This window comes from Streptomyces sp. NPDC034099 (assembly GCF_055575415.1).
In genome coordinates this window covers 74521-95338 of record NZ_JBVISR010000014.1, presented here as the reverse complement: position 1 = coordinate 95338, position 20818 = coordinate 74521, and the positions used below count along the sequence as shown (strand labels likewise).

Annotated in this window: 5 protein-coding genes; all 5 read left to right on the top strand. The window is 70.8% G+C overall.

The window, feature by feature from the left end; genetic code table 11:
- The first annotated feature begins 76 nt into the window (after positions 1-76).
- The 5 genes from ACZ56V_RS32050 (at position 77) to ACZ56V_RS32030 (ending at position 20772) form a co-directional block, all read left to right on the top strand.
- The gene (locus ACZ56V_RS32050) at positions 77-583 is read left to right on the top strand and encodes a type VII secretion system-associated protein (RefSeq protein ID WP_468947151.1); all 507 of its coding nucleotides are present in this window, start codon (positions 77-79) and stop codon (positions 581-583) included.
- A 100-nt stretch (positions 584-683) separates the two neighbouring features.
- Positions 684-4253 carry an AAWKG family protein gene (locus tag ACZ56V_RS32045; protein WP_468947149.1) on the top strand — a complete coding sequence of 1190 codons (3570 nt, stop codon included), beginning with the start codon at positions 684-686 and terminating at the stop codon, positions 4251-4253.
- A gap of 13 nt (positions 4254-4266) precedes the next feature.
- Positions 4267-4722 (top strand): YbaB/EbfC family nucleoid-associated protein, encoded by a 456-nt coding sequence (locus ACZ56V_RS32040; RefSeq protein ID WP_468947147.1) that lies wholly within the window; start codon positions 4267-4269, stop codon positions 4720-4722.
- Positions 4723-4851: 129 nt separating this feature from the next.
- Positions 4852-5217 carry a hypothetical protein gene (locus ACZ56V_RS32035; RefSeq protein ID WP_398909326.1) on the top strand — a complete coding sequence of 122 codons (366 nt, stop codon included), beginning with the start codon at positions 4852-4854 and terminating at the stop codon, positions 5215-5217.
- A gap of 12 nt (positions 5218-5229) precedes the next feature.
- Positions 5230-20772, top strand: coding sequence for a lonely Cys domain-containing protein (locus ACZ56V_RS32030; RefSeq protein WP_468947146.1), 15543 nt, complete (start codon positions 5230-5232; stop codon positions 20770-20772).
- The last annotated feature ends 46 nt before the right edge of the window (positions 20773-20818 follow it).

Here is a 20818-nt window from a genome sequence, read left to right as displayed (position 1 = left end):
GGGGAGGGGGCCACCGGAGCGCGACCACCTGGCGCCGACAGGCGCCGCGGACACCCTCGCAGGACGGGAGACATGCATGGCCGACCTCAGTGAGCTGGACAAGGCGTCCCTCCAGGCGTTCATCGAGCAGGATCTGTCCGAGTTCAAGGCCGACATCAAGAAGGTGCTCGAGGGCGACCCTTCCCTGAAGGCCATGTCGGAGGGGCGCACCACGGCCGACACCGTCCTGGCGATCGGAAAGAACGAGCCGCTCGTGATGGGGAAGATCGGCGAGAGCGACGACGTGAACGGTGAGAGTTTCGTCAAGTCCCTGGCGTCCAACATCGAGACCGCCGTCACGACGCTCGAGGGCCAGCTCAGCACCTTCGAGGAGATCGAGGACGGGCTGCGTCAGACGATCGAGAAGCTGTTCAAGACCCAGGGTGACAACCTCGCCGCCATCGACGCCGAAGACTTCTCCGAGATCCTGTCCGAATCCGGCTTCTCGGGTGAGACACCGTCGCCCGACCCCGGTGCGGACGACAAGGACGACGACAAGGACGAGAGCGACGACGGCGAGGAGGGCGACGACCGAGCCTCGTAGTGCGCCGTCCCTCATCCGCGACGCCTTGCCGCCACTTGGGGCGGCCCCTTCGTCCTCCTGATCCCGTCCGTCACCGGACCTCTCTTTCCCGGAGACCTCCATGCCAGATCCCTCCGACCGCTGGGCCAAGGCCGTCGAGATGTTCACGGGCTACCCCATGCCCAAGCGCAGCGGCCTGTTCAGCGACGCGACGGGGACGGAGCCGGAGGGCAACGCGCCGCTGCTCAAGGTCACCATCGAGGACGCGGCCGAGTTCATAGAGATGACGGAGTCCAACTACGACTACCATTCTGGCGCCAAAACGGGCAAAAACGACTTCGTGATCAACTTCTACCTGCCGGGCAAGGAAGACCCGGAGGAGGTGAGCCTCAAGGGTTACTCCGAGGAGGACCTCAAGGAGAGGATCTACCCTCGACTGCGCCGGGTCCTCATCAACTTCGTCGGACCGGGCGGCGAGGGCGTCAGCCTCAGCGAGATGGACCCGTTCAGCTGGTACAAGTACAGCGACAACTCCCTGGCCGGGGCGGAGCACGCGATGGGGCAGTACATCGAGGGTGCCGGCGCCGCGTTGCACAACTCCGGCTACGAGAACATCGTCTCGCACACCAACGTCGGCTTCTCGTCCAACGGTGCGTCGGTCGACAAGACCAACGCCATGGACTTCTCGACTTTCACCAGAACGGCCGAGGCGTACGACCGGGTCGCGAAGTTCTTCACCGAGCACGCCGAGACGCTGAAGCAGTGGAAGGAGTCCCTGGGGAAGGAAAAGGCCGCCTGGAAGGGCAAGGCCGCCGAAGTCTTCGTCGATCTCATGGACGGGCTGTACAAGAACTACGCCGGGTACGGCGACCAGATGCACCCGAAGAACTTCAAGGCCCAGCACCAGAGCCAGTGGGACTGGTACGAGGCGTCCAGCAGGCAGGGTGACGCCGTCGTGGGGGCCGGCAACGCCGTCTTCAAAGCCAACCGCGAGCTCTCCCGAGTCCACAGCGAGTGGATGGGCGGCCTCGCAAGCGAACGCGAGACGCTGTCGGAGGGCGATGGCGATCCCATCGAGTACTGGCCGGGGCTCGGCAACCCGTACGGAATTCTCTACTCGATGCTTCAGTCGGTGAGCGACTGGGTGTACAACAACAACGCCAGGTTCGCCGTGGAGGCGTCGAAGACCACCACGAGTTCGACCCACAGCCAGGGGAACAGCTCCTCGTCCCATTCCTGGAGCGAAACTTCGGAGACCACCGAGTTCTACGTACTCCGTTCCGAGGCCAAGCTGTCGATCCCCGGCTTGGGCAAGCTGGACGATGTCTCCACCTGGGCGAAGTTGGGCACCGAGGCGGTGGAGTCCTGGAACCGGGGTGTGAAGGAGTACCTGGAGCCGGCCGCCAACCAGGCGCTGTCCGATGTGAGAAACGCCTTCCTGGATGCCCAGGCCGTCATCGACGAGGTTCTGGAACCCGAGGTCACCAGCTACGGAAGTGCCGGAGGGAGCGGTGGCGGAGGCGGCGTCGACAAGAAGGTCGACAAGATCAAGGACGACGCGGACAAGGCCATCGCCAAGGCCAACGCGGCCGCGGAGAAGGCGATAGCCGAGGCCGAGGCGGCCGCCGCCAAGGCCAACGCCGAGGCGAAGGCGGCCATCGCGAAGGCCAACGCCGAAGCGAAGAAGGCCGCAGAGGAGGCGAAGGCTGCGGCGAAGGAGTCCAACGACGAGGCCAAGGTCGCCATCGACGAGGCGAACAAGGAAGCCGAGAAGGCGGTCGAGGACGCGAAGGCGGCGGGGAAACAGTCCAACGCCGAAGCGAAGGTCGCCATCGACGAGGCCAACAAGGAAGCCGAGAAGGCGGCGAAGGAGTCCAACGCCGAGGCGAAGACGGCCATCGACGAGGCGAACAAGGAAGCCGAGAAGGCCCTGGACAAGACCAACCGTGAAGCCAAGACGGCGATCGACGAGGCCAACGGCCAGGTCGACAAGATGCAGGACCGCACCAGCCTCCAGATCGGGGACGCCAACAACCAGGGCGACCACCGCGCCGACCGCACCGATGCCGAAGCCAAGACGGCGATCGACAGCGCCAACGACAAGGTGGACAAGGCCCTTCAGGAAGCCGGCAACCAGGCGCGGACAGCCATCGGTGACCCCAACGGGCAGGTCGGCGCCGACGGTGGACGACTCGGCGGTAGCGGGTCCTCGCTCCCTCCGGTCCCGGGCGGCGGCTTCGTCACCAGTCGGCAACCGGGCGACCCGCTCGGGAACAAGTCGCGAGGAATCACCAGCCCGAACCTCGACGGCGGCTTCACGACCGAGTTTCCCGACGGCTCGCGGCAGGTCGTCGACTCGAACGGCACCATCACCGAGATCGGCCCCGACGGCACCAAGACCGTGACCCGGCCGGACGGGTCCAGGACCATCACCGACCCCGACGGAAACGTGCGGACCTCGGGCCCGGGCGGGAACCTCAACGGCTCTCGCGAACACATCACCGTGGACGGTCCGAGCGGCGAGATCGTCACGAGGCCCGACGGATCGACGGTGGTGGACGGTCCGAGCGGTGAGATCGTCACGAGGCCGGACGGATCGACGGTGGTGGACGGACCGGGTGGCCGTACGGAGACGTCGTCGGACGGCACGGTCAAGGTGACCGGGCCGGACGGCTCCATCAAGGTGACCTCGCCGGACGGCAGCGTCACCGTCAACTCCCCGGACGGCAGCAGCTCGGTCACCCGCCCGGACGGCAGCTCACGGGTGGAACTGTCGGACGGGACGGTCCGGGAGACCGGCGCGGACGGCCGGATCACCGTCAAAGAGCCGGACGGAAAGGTCACCGTCTCCTACCCGGACGGGAGCGCCAAGGTGACGATGCCGGACGGCTCGGTGCAGGAGATCTCGCGGGACGGCACCGTCACGGAGATGTCTCCGGACGGTCGGACGGTGGTCGAGGGCTCGAAGGTCGACGTCGGGAACCCGGGGAGCGGCCTAGGCAATCCGGGTGACCGGATCGGGAACCCGGGAGGCAACCTCGGCAACCCCGGCGACCGGATCGGGATCGACAACCCCGGCGGCCTCGGCAATCGTTCCGACGTCCCCCGAATCGAGATCGACCACCCGAAGGGCGGACTCGACCAGGTCATCGCGGATAGACCGAACGGTTCGACGGGCCTCTCCGGCGGGGACCTGCGCGACCACGGGGCACTCGTCCCGGGCGGCCCCGGCGACGCGTTGGGCTACGACGATGACCCGTACGACGACTACGGCTCGGAGAACGAGAACGCCGCGAACGGGCAGGGCACGTCGGTCAACCCGTTCACCCAGGGCGGCACTCCGATGATGCCGCCCATGGGGGGAATGCAGGGCGCCGGCGCGGGCAACGACTCCAACGGCGAGCGCGAGCGGTCCAACCCGGGCTCCCGCATCAACCGGCCCGCCCCGCGGCGCGGCTCCACCGCCGCCCAGGCGGCCAGTCGGCGGGCGGCGGCGCAGCGGGAGCAGGAAATGCACGAGGACGTGGTCGTCGCCCGGCCGACCGCCTCGGGCGGCGGGATGATGCCGCCGCCCGCGCAGCGCTCGGAGGCCACACAGAGCGGCGACCGCGAACGGTCCCACTGGACTGCGGAGGACGAGGACGTGTGGGGCACCGACGAAGGCACCACGCCCGCGGTGATCGGACGATGAACAGGGGTGAACGATGAGCGAGGAGTCCGAACGGCTTGAGCAGCGACTGGCCAGGGCGACCGCGGAGTTGGAGAGCGTCCAGAGCGCCGCGGCCGACGCCGAGCGGCAGTTGAGCGCCTTCACGTCCTCCGCCTTCTCCGCGGACGGCTCGGTCGAGGTGTCCGTGGGCGGTCAGGGTGAGGTGACAGAGGTCAAGTTCCTTGACGGCAAGTACCGTTCGATGACCGCATCGCAGCTGTCCGACGCGGTGCTCGGCACGATCCAGGAAGCCAGATCGCACCACTCCCGCATGGTGCGCGACCTCTTCGAGCCGCTCACCCGGCCGAGCGCCGTCATGCCCGAGCTGCCCGGCCTTGAGCTGGACTGGGACCGCATCCTCGGTCCCGCGGCCGACACGCTCCCCGAGGAGTCGTGTCCGCGCGGCGCCAGCGACCGGCTACGCGACGAGATCGACGGGGACGAGGTCTGACGGCTCTGGCGGGGAGCGGGGACGCCCCCGAAGGACTGGAGAGGTACAGCGCTCCGGTGGGACCGGGCGGACATGCCACCGACGGGTGGCGTGCGGCGGCGTGAACGAGTGCGGTACGAGGAGGCGGACATGAGCGACGACGACACCTTTCACCTGGAACCCGAGCGTGTGCAACAGGGAAAGGCCCTGCTCGCCGAGCTGGGCTCCTACAGCTGGGGTCTCGTCTCCGAGTTCGACGCAATCATGGGCGACACCTCGTGGTGTGGTGGCGACGAGAACGGCAGGAAGATCGAGGCCAACTTCACGAGCAACCGCGATGCGGTCTCGGCCGCCCTCAACGGGCTCGGTGAGGTGCTGGAACGGACCTGTGACGCGGTGCTGTTGAACCTGAACGCGACATCGAGCACGCAGGGCGACATCCTGGCCGGGATCGACGCGGAGATCGCCGGCTACGGGGCCGGCGAGGATGCTCCCGGCGGCGGTCGGCGAGGCTGACCCATGGCGCTCATGCCCAGTGAAGAGCTGCGGAACCTGATGTTCGTCGTGACGGGGGAGAGGTTCCCCGAGACCGACGAGGACGTGGCCGCGCTGCGTGGTCTGGTCATGCAGAGCACGCAGGGCAAGGTCGACATCCTCAAGGGGAAGGTCGACGAGAGCATCGCCTTCGTCGGGGACGCGCTCCCCGGTGACATCGGCAGGAACTTCATCGCCGCCATGGAGAGCGTCCGGCCCGAGCTGGACAAGCTCACCGAGGGCATGGGCAAGGCGTCCGGCGGGCTGCGGAAGACGGCCATGGACGTCCGCGAAGCGAAGTGGAACCTCATCGCCGAGCTGATCCGGCTGGCCGCCGAAATCGCCATCTTCACCGCCCTGGCAGCCGTCACAGGCGGCGCGTCGGCCACACAGATCGCCGTGCGCAAGATGATCGCCAGGGTGCGGATGCTGGTCATCCTGTATGAGCTGTCCAGCCGCATCCCGATCTTCTCCGCCGTCACCGAGGCGATCGAAGAGGCCCTCCTCACCCTGGCGACCCGGCTCGCGCTCATGCGGTGGGCACCGGAGGGACAGCGGCCCGGCGGGGTCGACTGGCGTGACGTCGGCATCGCCGCCGTGTTCGGCGCGCTGACAGGGGCCTTCTCCGAACTGTTCGGAGTCGTCGTCAGGAAGGTCACCAACGCCTTCAACTCCTATGCCGACCACTGGATGAAGGACCCCCCGACCAAGAAGTGGAACAACGACGACCTCGGTGACGGCCTTCTCAACACCCCGGGCGGGAACCGGTGGGGCGACCTGCCGGACGGTCCGCCGCGCGTCGGACCCGGCCCGGGCATCCGGCGTCACGTGATCGACGAGATCGGCCAGGCCCCCAGTGAAGGCGCTGCGGAGACCCTTGCCGAGGGGCTGGTCAACGAGATGTTCTACGACGGCTTCGAGGTCAATCCCTGGACCGCCGTCGGGGCGATGGTCAGTCGGCAGGTCGAGATGGGCCTGATGAGCGGCGGTCTGGCGTTCGGCGGGGCATTGCACAACTTCTTCTCGTTCAAGGACGGCCTCGGGGGCGGCCTGCGGGGTGGCTCCATTGGTGGCCCGGGTGGTGCCAGCGGTGGGCCCTCCGGTGGTTCCACGGGTGGATCCACCGGAGAGGCGGGGAACGGAGAGCTCGGGAACCTCGACACGGGCCCGGGAGGCGGGTTCGGGACCGGTTTCCAGACGCGGACAGGTGACCTGGACGGCCTCGGCGGGGTCGGCGACCTCGACGGAGGGCACGGTCTCCGAGGGGGCAACGGCAACGGCCTCAACGGAGTGGGAGAGCCGGACCCAATCGCCGGCCCCGGCAGCGTCAACGGCGGCCGCGACGTCCGCGGTCTCGGCGGTTCCGCCGGCCTGAGCACGCCGGACGGCCTCGACGGAATCCGGCGCCACAACGGGCTCAGCCCCCTCACCCGGTTCGACGACTCCCACCAGGCCCCCGGACCCGGGCCCCAGCGGGTCCCCGGCCTCAGTCTGACCTCCGGCTCCGAGCAGGTCCCTGGGCCTCAGCAGGTCTCCGGCTCGCACCTCTCCTCCGGTTCTCAGCAGCTTCCCGGCACTCCGCAGGGCCCTGGTGCCCATCGGTCCACCGGGTTCGACGCGGTGAGCAACCTCGACCAGCGGGTTCCCGGTCAGGACGGTGGCTCTCTCGGCGGGCAGGTGCCCTCCAGCTCGGGGGCGTTGCCGGACACGGAGCACGAGGGCCATCGGCAGACCCCGTCCGGTGGTGCCCAGCACGACCAGGGCCAGGACCAGGCCCGGCCCCGCCACGCGGAAGAGGCGCTGGAGGTGGGCGCCGACCAGAAGCAGGAGGCGCCGCGACCGCAGCCCGAGACACGGTTCGAGTCCGGACAACAGCCGCACACCCAGGCCCCGACGTACACTCCCGCCTCGCCCCAGCCGCAGCCCGAAACCCGCATCGCCACCTCGTCGCACTCGCAGTCGCACCCGGAGACGCAGCAGCAGCCCGGGTCCCGGGCACCGTCCCAGCCGCAGCCGCAGCCGGAGACGCACACCTCCGACTCGCCTCGTCCGGAGCAGCAGCCGCAGACCCCCGCCTCGCCCCAGCACCAGACGCACACCCCCTCCTCCCCTCCGCAGTCCGAGCCCTCCGGGGAGGCCCCGCCCCCGGCGGACGAGACAGCACCGGATCCCGTCACCCCCGCGTCGCCCGGCCCCATCGGAGCGGACGGGCATACCGACCTCCAGCGCACCTCGGCCGCGGAGGCGCTGCGTGAGCAACACAGCGAGGCCGTACGGCGGTTGTCGGGCGCGTTGGACTCCGTGCAGGAGTTGCGCGACCGGATGGACACGGGCGGCGGGACCAACAGGGACGCAGCTCGCCTCGACCGGGCCCTGGACGACGTCGCGCGGGCCGAGAAGGAACTGGCGTCGGCCGAGGATCAGCTGCGGGACCTCGGGACGGACCCGCACTCCCTGCCCCCGGACCGGGATCACGGTCCGGCCCCCGCCGTCGAGCGGGACGGCGGCCAGCGCCGGTGGATCGCCGGACAGGTGACGCCGGAGGACCTGGCCGCGGACGTGCGGAACCTCGACTTCGGCCGTGCCGTGTACCGCGAAGCGCTGGACACGGCAGGAATCTCCGCCCCGCCCGCGCTGCGGGCGCAGTGGCAGCTCGGCAGCACGGACGTGCCGCTGGCGGAGAGCGGCCTGCCCCCTGTCGACCAGGCCCGGCTCCTCATGGTGGAGCCCGGACCGTGGCCGCAGGCACTGGAGGTCACGGCGGCGAACGCCGCCAGGCGGCTGTGGCAGGAGTCGTACGCGGACTTCGCGGCAGACGCCCCTCAACTCGCCGACGGCGAAACGGGGTACACCCCCTCCCAGGCCTGGAGTACAGCCACAGGCCTTGTGCTCCCGCTGGAGATGCACCCCGTGCGCGCCGACTCGCGGCACGCCGTAGCGCCGTACCGTGACGCCGTACGCGAGGTCGCGGACCTGCTGATGGCGGGCGGCGCGCGCGACGCTGCCGCCTCGCTCGCCGACCGGCTCCGGGGCGACCTCGGTCTGCCGTCCCGCGCGGACGACGCCGTGCCCCCGACCGCCGCCCCGGTCGACCTCCCAGCGCCGATCCCCACTGCTTCCGTCTCCCCGCGCACAGAGGTGCCACCCGCCGCCGTACCCCCGCCCTCGGCCCTCACGTCCGCCGCACCGAGGACCGGGCCCAGGGCCGGGGGAACGCGGTCCGGAGAACCGGAGCCCGGGCCGGCCGAGCAGGAGCCGCAGCGCGACCCGAAGGCGGTCGTACTCGAGCCTGCCCCGGTCGTGGCGCCTGCCGTGCCGCTCGTCGCCACCTCGTCGGATGACGCTGTTCCGCGCGGCTCCGAGACCGCCTCGCCTCCGGCCCGGCAGCCGGCCGTCCTGCTGGCGCCCCCGACCGAGCCGGACGTCGTGGCGGCTTCTCCTGTCCGGGCCCCGGCGGATCCGAAACCGCCCGCGCCGAGGCGGACGAATACGATGCTCTCCTCCGCGTCTTCCTCCTCGGAGGACTCGATGGACGCTCTGACGGCGGAGCAGGCCCAGGACGTCAAGTTCCTGCGGGACAAGAGCGAGTTGTACCACCGGATCGCGGGTATTCGCGCTCTCGCCGCCGACCCGGCCTTCAGGAAGGGCATCAGCGACTTCCTCGACAACATCGATCGCGACCGGAAGTCCAGCACGCCGACCCCGGTCGACCACGCGGCCATCGAGGCGATCATGACGGGCCTCCAGAAGAAGGGGGTGTACGGCAACAGGATCCAGTACTCCTGGTACCACCGCCATCAGGACAAGGAAGGCTTCGAGGGAGCTCTGGAGGCGCATGCGAAGCGGTCCGCGAACCATGGTGCGCTCTGGTCGAAGCTGGGTTCGGCCACCGCCACCGCTGAGGCGGGCGTGGGGCGCGGCGTGGTGCTGGAGGCGTCCATCCAGGGCCGGCTGTTCGACGGCCTGCTCTTCGGACTCTCCTCCTGGAGTTCGTCGCCCGCGCTGGGAGTGCTCTGGGAGCGGTTGTCGAAGTCGTACGTGGAGTCGCTGACGGGCTGGGCCACCGCCCACGTCCTGGACGGCACGACCAATACCAGCGTGCTCAACCGGATCGAGTGGCCCACGCTCGCGAGGCAGATCGAGGCCGGGAAGGTGGACGGGCTCAACATCGTCGTCTACCGGTCGGTCCCCAACCCCGACACCGGTGCGTTGGACCTGGTGCCGGTCGACACCTTCCCGGTGCGGACCCAGGAGGAGTTCGACCAGGTGCCCCAGGCGCCCGCCGACGCCGACTGGTACCGGAAGCAGAGCCGGGTGGACCAGGAGCAGCGTGCGGCGCTCGTCAAGGTGTACTCCCGCGAGGATCAGATCGACAAGCTCGACAAGTATGTCTCCGACCTCTTCGGCAAGCACGAGGGAGAGATCACCTTCCGTCCGACCCTGACACCGCATACCACGTTCCGCGGCAGTTTCTCCTCGCGGGCCCTGGCGGACGTCGCCGTGCGGTTGCCTGCCGTTCACCCCGACCAACGTGCCCTCCTGATCGACGCGTTGTCATCGGAGGAGCGCCGGACACTGGCCGCCAACGAGGAGGTCGTCAACAGCCTGCAAGCGCACCTGTCCCCGGAGGACTTCACGGCGACGACGGAGCGGCTGAGAGCTGATGGTCCGGAAGGACCGCCCCAGCAGGAGGCGGAGGACGTCGTCAGCGTCCCCCCGTGGAGCTCGGCGGCCCTGGCTGCGGAGCTGTCGAGCGTGGCCGCCGGCGAACGCACGCTCCATCTGCGGGAGCTGTCGTCGGAGCAGCGTCATCAGCTTCTCGCTGACGAGGAGTTCATCAACGGCCTGCGCGAGCACCTGTCCCCGGAGGACTTCGTGACGGCCGAGGCGGAGCTGACGGCCGAGGGGCCGGAGGCTCTTGTACCGGCACAGCAGCCGGACGCCCTGCTCGCGCCCCCGACCGGGCCGGACTCCATGCCGGCGCCCCCTGTCCCGTCCGACGCCGATCCGATCCGCGACTGGCGGCTGATCTCCGCCGGGCCGAACCGGCTGCGATCCGACGCGCTGCGCGCCGTGGACGAGGCGGTGGCGGGACTGCCCGCCGACCCGAGCGCGGAGGACGTGCGTCCGGTCCTCGACGCGGTGGGGGAGTGGAAGAAGGGCAAGACTCCGCAGAGCGGGCGGTGGGACGCGATCACCCGGTTGGAGTCCGCGGTCATCGACCGCATCGACCGGATACAGCAGCTGAACCGTGTGGAGCGGCCCGCGCCCGTCGCCCCGGTGACATCGGTGTCCGTGGCGGCCCGGCAACACCCGGTGAAGGTCGACGGGTACGCTCCGGCCAGCGGCTTCGAGGTGGAACTGCACCGGTATCGTCTGGAGTTGCCCAGCGGCCACACCTACGACGAGTACGACGAACTCGTGTCGGTGCCGGGCCTGTTGAAGATCACGTTGGATCGGGCCGGCGGCGTGCCCATCCTGGAGCTGGTGACCGAACCGGCCCGCGGACTCGCGAACGGGCGGCCGGACGGACGGGCCGAGCGCTCCGACGTGGTACGCGCCTTCCACGACGTGGTGAGTCGGCTGGAGAACGCCAGGCCGGGCAGCAGCCTCAGCTCCGTCTTCCCCGCCGATGCCGGTTACCGGGTCGACGTCCTCGCGGAGGGACTGCCGGTCAAGATCAACGAGGCCGGTGGCGACCGGATGCTCGTGCACCACTCGGCGTCCACGCCGATCGCCGAGGCCGTGCACTTCCTGGAACATGTCGGCAGCAGGATGCGCCGGGAGCCCGGCCCGGCCCGTACCGCCCACTCGGACCTCGGACTCGGCCTCCAGTTCGCCAAGCACGGACGCACGCGGTTCGATTCCTGGCTGGACCAGCATCCCGAGCACAGGTCCGGCCTGCTGGCGTGGGACCACGACGAGTTGGAGGGCGCGCTCGCACTCGGTTACGCCCAGGCCGCCGGTGCCGTTCGGGGCAGTCTGGACCGGTCGAGGCCGCCCAAGGACCTGGCCGCGGTGGTCTCGCGCGGCTCGCTCGCCGGGATACGCCGCGGCCTCAGCCCCGTACCCCGTGCGTTCCTGGAGGATCAGGCCAAGCAGCTCGCAGGCGAGTTCGCGACCTCCTTCGACGTCGCGGATCTCCCGAAGGACGTCGGTGTGCTCGACCGGCTGCTGCCGCCGAGAGCGGATCAGGGGGAGCGCGCGACGGTCGGTCAGTACCTCGACAACCTGCTCCGGGAGAACCCGGAGCGCCCGGTCGACCAGCGTGAGGCGCTGCTTGTGCGCCGTACCTGGTCCGATCTGGACGGAAATCCGGAAGCGGGCGCGGCACGCATCGAACCGCCCGTCGCCGTGGTGCAGGTCCGTCTCTACGCTGCCACCGATTCCACCGCCGGCGCGGTGGAGAACGATTTCGACACCCTGGCCGACCTGTCGCTCGGCCTGTACCGGGCGGCGCGGTCCGGACGCGGCCTGCCCAGGGTGGGGCGTCCCCTCGCCCCGGCGGGGTCGCATCCCCCGGCCCCGCCGAGGCGGACGAACACCATGCTGTCCTCCGCCTCCTCCCTCTCCTCGTCGCAGAGCTCGATGGACGCTCTGACGGCGGAGCAGGCCCAGGACGTCAAGTTCCTGCGGGACAAGAGCGAGTTGTACCACCGGATCGCGGGTATTCGCGCTCTCGCCGCCGACCCGGCCTTCAGGAAGGGCATCAGCGACTTCCTCGACAACATCGATCGCGACCGGAAGTCCAGCACGCCGACCCCGGTCGACCACGCGGCCATCGAGGCGATCATGACGGGCCTCCAGAAGAAGGGGGTGTACGGCAACAGGATCCAGTACTCCTGGTACCACCGCCACCAGGACAAGGAAGGCTTCGAGGAGGCGCTGGAGGCCCACGCGACCCAGTCCGCCGACCACGGCGGACTCTGGTCGAAGATGGGTTCGGCCATCCCCACCGAGAACGCGAGCGTGGGGCACGGCGTGGTGCTGGAGGCGTCCATCCAGGGCCGGATGTTCGACGGCCTGCTCTTCGGACTCTCGACGTGGAGTTCGTCGCCCGCGCTGGGAGTGCTCTGGGAGCGGTTGTCGAAGTCGTACGTGGAGTCGCTGACGGGCTGGGCCACCGCCCACGTCCTGGACGGCACGACCAATACCAGCGTGCTGAACCGGATCGAGTGGCCCACACTGAGGCGACAGATCGAGGCCGGGAAGGTGGACGGGCTCAACATCGTCGTCTACCGGTCGGTCCCCAACCCCGACACCGGTGCGTTGGACCTGGTGCCGGTCGACACCTTCCCGGTCCGGACCCAGGAGGAGTTCGACCAGGTGCCCCAGGCGCCGGCCGACGCCGACTGGTACCGGAAACAGACCAGGGTGGACCAGGAGCAGCGTGCGGCGCTCGTCAAGGTGTACTCCCGCGAGAACCAGATCGACCAACTCGACGATTACGTCTCGGACCTCCTCGGCAAGCACGGCAACCTCACCTTCCGTCCGACCCTGACACCGCACGCGACGTTCCGCGGCAGTTTCTCCTCGTCGGTCCTGGCGGACCTCGCCGTGCGGTTGCCGACCGTGGACCCCGGCCAACGTGCCACCCTGCTGCGAGCCCTGTCACCGGATGAGCGCCGGATGCTGGCCGGCAACGAGGAGTTGGCCAACAGCCTGCGCGAGCACCTGTCCCAGGAGGACTTCGCCGCGGCGGCGGCGGGGCTGATGGTCGACGGACCGGAGTCCGGTGATCCGGCGGGCGCGGCCCGGCAGGAGGCGGAGGCCATCGTCTCCGGCATGTTGGTTGACCCCGAGGTCACGGTGTCCCTGCTGACCGGTGGCCGGCGCGTGGTCGTGGTGCCGCGCGGGGTGGCGGTGACCTCGCTGCCCCAGTTCGCCGGCCTGCGGGGCGTGGAGGCGGACGGGCGGCCGGTGGACGTCCAACGGGCGCTCTACCACGACGGTCTGATCGCCATCGGCGAGGAGAACCTGCTGGGTGAGCCGGCCGACCTGCCGGGCGCCGGAATCCAGGCGGACGGCTACGGGGCACTGCGGCACGAGCTGGCCCACGCCATCGAAGAGGTGCTCGATCCGGCCGACCGGAGGCAGATCGAGGAACACTACCGGGTCAAGAGCGCCGAGGGGGAGGCCGCCCGGTGGCCGGACGGTCCCGGCGCGAACTACTCGGCCAGCAACCCACGCGACTACTTCGCCCAGCTCACCAACACCTACCTGGCGGTCAACGCCGGTACCGACCTGGCCACCGGTTCGCCACGCAACAACGGCGCCGACTGGGTGCGGGAGCACGACCCGAAGCTGCTGCCGCTCCTGGAACGGCTCTACGGTCCCGGCCGGCCCGGGATTCTCGGCAGCCAGGACAACCCGTACGTGCTCAGCGGCTTCCGCGCCCTGTTCGACCGCGCCGAACGGGACCTGGCGGGTGAGCCCAGGACGTCGGAGTCCGGCTCGGCGTCCCCCGTGCCCGCGCCCGACCCGTCGTCGCCGGCGCCCGACCCGTCCCCCGGCCCGAGGGGTCGTACCGGGGCAGGCCCGGACGGCAGGACGCTGCTGGCCCCTCCGACCCAGGGCGGCCGCCTGAGCCGCAGGCTGGTCGAGGCCATGAAGCAGATGTTCGGCCGGGACATCAGGCGGCACCCGCAGTTCGACGCGCTCTACGACGCGCTGGCCCTGCTGAACCGGCTGCACGAGTCCGATCCGGGACGCCCCCGGGGCCCCATGGACGTGGGCGCGACGGCCGAGCGGGTGCTTCACCTGGACCCCGGCGTCGACATCACCCCCGAGGACTACCGCAACCTCCTGCTCACCACGGCCAGTGCCGCCCGGCACGGCTGGGCGAGATCTGTCGCCTCCATCGCCGGCTACGCGACGCACCGGACCACCGGTGTCCTGGGGCCGGAGACGTGGTCCTCCGACCCGTACCAGAGGTACACCGCGCGCGACTGGTCGGGAGGCGGAGCCCTCCAGCTCGACGTGGACCAGGTGTGGGCGCCCGGAAGCCGGCGAGGTGAACCCATGGTCGGTTCCCCCGCGCTGTGGGGTCACCGGCCACACGTGGCGCTCGCCGAGCGGGACGCCGAGTCCGACCTGATCATCGTCCGGGACCGGTCCGGCAACGCCCGGTACGTGGACGACGGGGAGTTCGCCCATCTGGTCGCCCTCGACCCCAACCGGCCGCCGGGCGCCCCGGTGCTGGTGCTTGTGCGGCCCCCGCGGAACGCCGCGCCCGAGACAATGCCGCGGTTGCTCGCGGACCTGGCCGGGACCCGTGTCTGGAGCACGGACGGGGATTTCTCCCTGATGCCCGCGGAGGGCCCCGGCAACGTCAGGCTGATCGCGCTGGTCGACCGCCGTCCCGGGCGGCACGTCGGCGTCTGGTTCCCCAGCGATCCGGGCCTTCACGACCGTTCTCCCGGCTACGAGATACAGACCACCGTCGGCACGGCGCTGGACTCCTCCGACGTGGAGTCCTACCCGCTGACCACCTTGGACGGACAGCTGCTCACTGGCCGGGCCTATCTGACCAGCGACGATCTGGTCCGTATGGAAGCCGCGCTGCGCGAGGCGTCAGGTGTGGAGTACTACGCCAACTACGACGAAGGAGTGCCCGGCGCCATCCCCAGCCGCCACGGCCCCATGCTGAGGCTGCCCCGGGCGTTGACGGACAGCTATGTCCTCTATCTGCACGCCAGAGCCGGCTGGGCGAGTGTTTCGAGCCGTAGCAGCGGCCGTCAGTACAACCTGCGGCCCGGCGAACTGGGGCGGATCGTGCGACGGCGTCCCAGCCTGCGACAGCTCGACCCCAACCTGCCCATCTTCGCACTCGGCTGTGAGCTCGCGCAGCTCAGGCCGGGTTCGGACCTGCTGGTGGAACCGTCCGAGGCACAGAACGTCTCCACGCAGACCGGGCGCGTCCTCTTCGCCACGGACGCCCAGGTCACCCCCGTCCCGACCGTGGGTGACTCGCCCCCGATCCTGGTCCTGAGCGACGATCCGGACCGTCCCCGGCACGGCATCTGGGAGTACCGTCCGGAGCCGGACGCCGACACGCTCCGGTGGATCGCCGACGTGGCGGGGCTGCCCCCCGATGTGGCCGAGCGGTCGACACGCGCACTGCGCTGGGTGCGCGCCCTGCGCGAGGTGTTCGACATCGACATCGACTCCGACCCCGGACGTCAGCACGAGTTCACCGCACTCATCCGTGACTTCGGCCGGCTGGAGGTGCAGCGGATGGCGCTGGGAGTGGGACCGGAGGGCACCAGACCGCTGACCTGGCGTGAGCTCACCCGCATCACCGACGACTTCGCCCGACGCGCCGGGTTCTCCGGCGGCGTGGTGACGCACACCCTGCTGCGGGACGTGCTGCTGGCGGCCCGTCACCGAACGCTGCGCCTCCCGGGCCTGCCCAACATGCCGAACATCCTGTTCGCGCCCCCGACCCGGGCCGACTCCGAACCGCCCTTGACGCTGCCCGCAGCGGTGGGGCCGCCGGCGCTCCGGATCGACACCGCCCCCGCCGCGACGGACCACGACCCGTCACCGACGCCCCCGGTGGCGCTCGCCCCGGACACGGAGGGCTCCTCCGACGGGTCGGACACGGACGTCGACAACTCCCGGTCCGCCTCCCCGTCGGATCCGGGCCCCGCGCTACCAAACGCCGAGGCCGCCCACCGCGAGCCCCGCAGGTTCCCCACCAGTGCGCCGGACCAGCCCCGGAGCAAGTCCGCGGCCCAGAGTCCCCTCCCCGCTCCGGAGCGGCCCGACCGGCTCGACACGGCCGCGGGAAGCGGGATGCTCCCCGGAGCGCCGCCCGCCGACGGGCCCCGCCCGACACCCTCGGGCACGGCGAGCGCGCCGGTTTCCCTGCCGGTGCGGGCCGCCGTGCCCGTGCGCACGGTCGCCCGGCACGACATCGACTTCATCGACGGCCGGGCGCAGCTGGGCGAGGACTCCCAGCGACTCGTCACCACCATGGCGCAGCGGCTCGTAGGCGCCGCGGTCCGCGACCTGACCGCCGGGCTGCGCATCCCCTCCCTCAAGATCACCGGCTACGGCGACGGCGCACGGATCGCCGTCGGCTCGGGTCCCGCCCAGGGGACCGAGGGGGCCGGGCGTCTGCCGGCCCGGATCGTCGAGGACGCGCTGCGGGCGCAGATCAACGCCCATCTGTCCACGCTTCCTCCGGAGATGCGGGAATCCGTGCGCCGGGTTCGCGGACGAGCCCTCACCGCGGACGACTTCCCGATCGACGCCCGCAGCGGAGCGGACCCCGACCCGCACCCCCGGCCGGGGGAGCGCCGTGCCGTCGTCGAGGTGCAGGTGTCGGCCCTGTCGCGCGCCGTCGATCAGCTGATGCGGCTGATGCCCGGACTGAACCTTTATTCCGACGCCGACCACGTCCTCACCCTGGACAAGGCGCCCGACCTCGTGCTGCTCCGGCCCCTGGGTGCCCCGGAGCCGCCGCCGCCCGCGCAGGCGACGGACGCCGCCCGCTTCGACACCGATGCCGTGCCGGATCAACTGCGCCCGCTGTACGCCCTGGTGACCGACGCGATGGCCACGGGCGACGCCACCAGCGTCGCTTCCCTGACCGCCTTGCACCTGGACCGTCAGGGGGTGTTCGCGGAAGGGACACGCCTGCTCGCTGTGGACGGTTCGGTGCGCGGCCGGAACTGGACCGGCCACCCGGGGCCGCTCGCGGACACCGTCGTGCGTCAACGGGTGCCGGGCAGCGACACGGCGGCCCCCTCGCCGACGCCCTGGTCGGCGGGAACAGTCACCCAGGAGCCGCTCGTGGTCGGTACCGCGGACGGAAGTCACTGGGGAGCCGAGCTGGCTCTTCCGGACGGGACGCGCTACCGCGTATCCGACCAGGAGCTCTCGGAGCTGGTGGGACGGGACCCGGACCTGTCGTCGGCCGACGGGAGGCGCCCCGTGGTGCTGGCCTCGTCGAGAGCCGGCGCCATGGGGCTCGACCTGCCCCGGATGAGCGCGTTCCGGTCCGGGCGGCCGGTCTACGCGCACACCGGGCGGGTGGAACTGGTGCCGGACCGGCAAACGTCGCGCCTCCACATCGAAGTGTCCGACCGGCGCGATACCAGGCTCCCCCTGGGCTCCTGGGTGCTGAGTCTCCCCGACGACTGGGACGCGTCCGAGCCTCCCGCCATGGGCGGCGACGCCGTCCGAGGCATGGACAACCGGATCGTCCGGATGAGTGACATCGAGAACGTCACCATCATGGTCGACGGACGTCCGGCCGGACGGATGCTGATGAACCTGCAGGATCAGTTCAGCCGGGAATCGACCGGTCTTGACCTCGCCGGGTTCACCGAGTGGGTCGACGTCGACCCGGTCACCGACCGCGCCCTCGATGGAGCCCACCCGGTGGAGTGGCAGGGGCGCAAGCCCTACGTCCTGTGGGTACACGGAACGCCCGGCGTCGCCACCGCCGGCGCCACCGATGGCTGGCCCGTCGGCCTCAGCGGCCCCGAAACGGTCCGCTACCTGAAGCGTCGGCCGAGCTTCCGCAGGCTCGACCGGAAGCAACCGCTGGTCGCCGTGATGTGCTGGGCCTCGGCGAAGCCGGGCGGCGCGCTGGGCGGGTTCGCGGACGACGCGCCTTTCGTCCCGGACCCGTGGGCCGCGGTGTCCTGGACACAACAGGTCGCCAACGGGCTCGGCCGGGACGTCTACGGTCCCAGCCGGGTCCACGTGACCGGGGGGCCGGTGGGCAAGCCCGAGAGCGGTGTCTACACGAACGCCCAGGGCACCACCGGCACCTACGGTGTGAACCGGGCCGAGCCGACACCGGAGGAACTGGACCGGCTCTCGACGGTGGCCGGTCTGGACGGAGTGGCGGCCGACCTCCAGGACCGGCGGGAGACCACCCTGCGTCTGGTGCGCGGGTTGCGCGACCTCTTCGGCGTGGAGGTGGAGAACGACCGCGACGACCCCGCCGGTGACTACCGAGCGCTGCTCAGCGGGCTGGGAGCCGTCGAGGCCATGCGGCGGGTGGACGCGCGGCTGGCCTCGCGTGGCCGGCTCACCCCCCACCTGGTGGAGCGGATCGTCCGGGCGCATTCCGGGACGGAGCCCGCTCCCCACACCAGGCCCGCGCCGGTGGACCCCGCCGACGTCCGGACCACCCTGCTCGCCGCCCGGACGGCACTGGAGTCCGGCGCCTCGGCCCAGCTGTCCTCGTTCGTCGCACTGCCCGGCGTGGACCGGGCCCTGGAACTGCTGACCGAGGACGACGAGGACGAGTCGGTCCGGCAAGTGCTGCGGCTCGCGCCCGACCGGCCCGTCACCGCCGACCTCAGGCAGCACGCGCTGTGGGCGACCGTCGCGGCCGTCGAGGCGGTGGACGGCCACCCGGACACGGAGTCCCTGGTACGGCAGGTGCTGCACCTGCGCCCGTACGAGAGCGTCGATGGGGCCGAGGACGGCGAGGCGTTGCTCTGGACGGCCGCCACGGCGGCGGCCATCGGCCGGGACGTCTACCGCCCCGTCGCCCTCGCCGCCTACCACCTTCAGCGGGGAGGCGTGTTCGCCCCCGACTCCGTACTGGTGTCGACTTCGGGTCTCCCCGTGGGGCGGAACTGGTCGTCGTTCTCACTCACCGACCGGTTCAACGCCGACCTGTACACCGTCACCGACCCGGCCACCGGTGCCAGGACCAGCCATCTGCCGCCCTGGTACGGGCCGGAAAAGCCCTTCGTCGTCGCAGTGGAGCCCGGCGCCGAAGCCGGCACGGTCTCCATGCCGTGGCTCAACGGCCCGAACCGCTCCATTCCCTACGACGAGTTCGCCGAAGTGCTGCGCATGGAACCCGCTCTGCGTCAGACAGCCCCGGTCGCCGCCCGAGTGGTCCTGGTGGGGCTGGACGACAGGGCCACCCAGGACCTCGCCGACGTCCTGGGCACCCGCCGTGCGCTCGGCCGCAGAGTACTCATCCCGCGGCACCCGATGAACCTGGGATTCGATGCGCAGCGCCATGCGCACTACCTGAACATCACCACCTCGGACCCGGATGTGCACCAGCACTGGTGGGACCAGCATCCGGAGCAACTGCCGCCCCGCTCGCAAGCCCCCGCCCCGCCGGAGGCCACTGCCGACACCGACACTGACACCGACACTGACACCGACGCTGCTCCGGCGGAGCCGGACCGCACTGCGGAGGGCGTGCTGCACGACTGGGTCGAGTCGCGGCTCGAGGAACCCGGCACGGAGCGGTACGTTCCCCAACTGGCCGGTGCGGACTGGGCCGGTGGCCGCCCCACGGTGTCCGTGGCCGACCTGCTGGCGGCCGGGGTCGTCCTCGACCACGACCAGCACGCCTACGCCGCGCTCATGGGCGGCCTGCCGACCGCCTCCACCGACCTCTCGCTCGTCCAGCGCTACCGGCTGCTGCGCGCGTGGTCGGGAGACGACGCCCAGGCCGTCACGGGGATCGTGGCGGACCTGACCGCGGCGCTCGAGGCCGATGCCAGCAAGTATCCGGTGCGTGGGCCGGCCGGACGGGGGGAGAGGCCCGACGGCGCCCGAGGAACGGCCTCCGGTCGCTCGCCTGCCACCCGCCCGCATGCGCAGGAGCCCGCGGAACCGCCGCCGTCGGCGGACATCCCGCCGTCGCAGAGCTCGGCCGGGAACGCCGCGGTGAGGGAGGTCGTCACAGGGCAGTCCGCGTTCACGAGTGGGCGGCACGATCCTGTGGATGACGACTCACACCTGGCGTACGGAAGCTCGTCGGGCGGCGCCGAGCCCTCTCCCCGCCGAAGGCGGCGGGACAGGAACGACAGTTCCGACTCGGACTTGGCCTACGGCTCGGACCACGGGACTCCGCCGCCCCCCGGTATCCCGTTTCGCGGCTCGGTGGGCGGAGTGACTTTCGAGAGCCGGAGCAACGGTACGGCCATGTGGGAGGTATACGACTTCGTGGCCGCCGCTGCCCCCTTCTTCGGCCAGGAGATCGCAGCCGCCGGTCCCATCACGGTGCGGTTCGGTCGTACGCGTGGAGGTACCCCCGGCGAATGGCTGCCGGACAGCCGTTCCATCATCCTGGATCGGGGTCGGGCCAGTAGCGGTCATCTCGCCGGAACCGCCGTGTTCGAAATCCTCAATGCCGCGTCGGCGCGTCGCCTGGCCGCTCTGGAGGACGAGGCGCGCAGCGGCAGGCTGGACCTCCTGGCCGAGCAGACCGGGTGGCCGGCCGCTCAGTACTTCGCCATGGAGGTGGAACGCATCGAGTGGGAGAACGGAATGAGGCACCAGGAAATCGTGGCCGGCGCCGGTGGAGGGGGAACCGGGGCCGACCTGTTCGCCGCCGAGGGCGACTTCAATGCCTTCTATGAGCGTCAGGTGCGCTCCGGCCACACGCACAGCTACGAATTCCGCTACAACCTGCTGAGGGAAGAGGCGGCTTCGCAGGCTCGTCGGCGCCGTGAGGCAGAAGAGGGTGCTTCGTCCGGCGGGGGCCGCCGGCACGGGTCCGACCACAGCTCGGACCGGCGTCATCGCAGGCGCCCCCGGTAGTCGGTCGATCCCATGAGCCTCCCGGAGTGTCCTGCTCGCCGCTGGC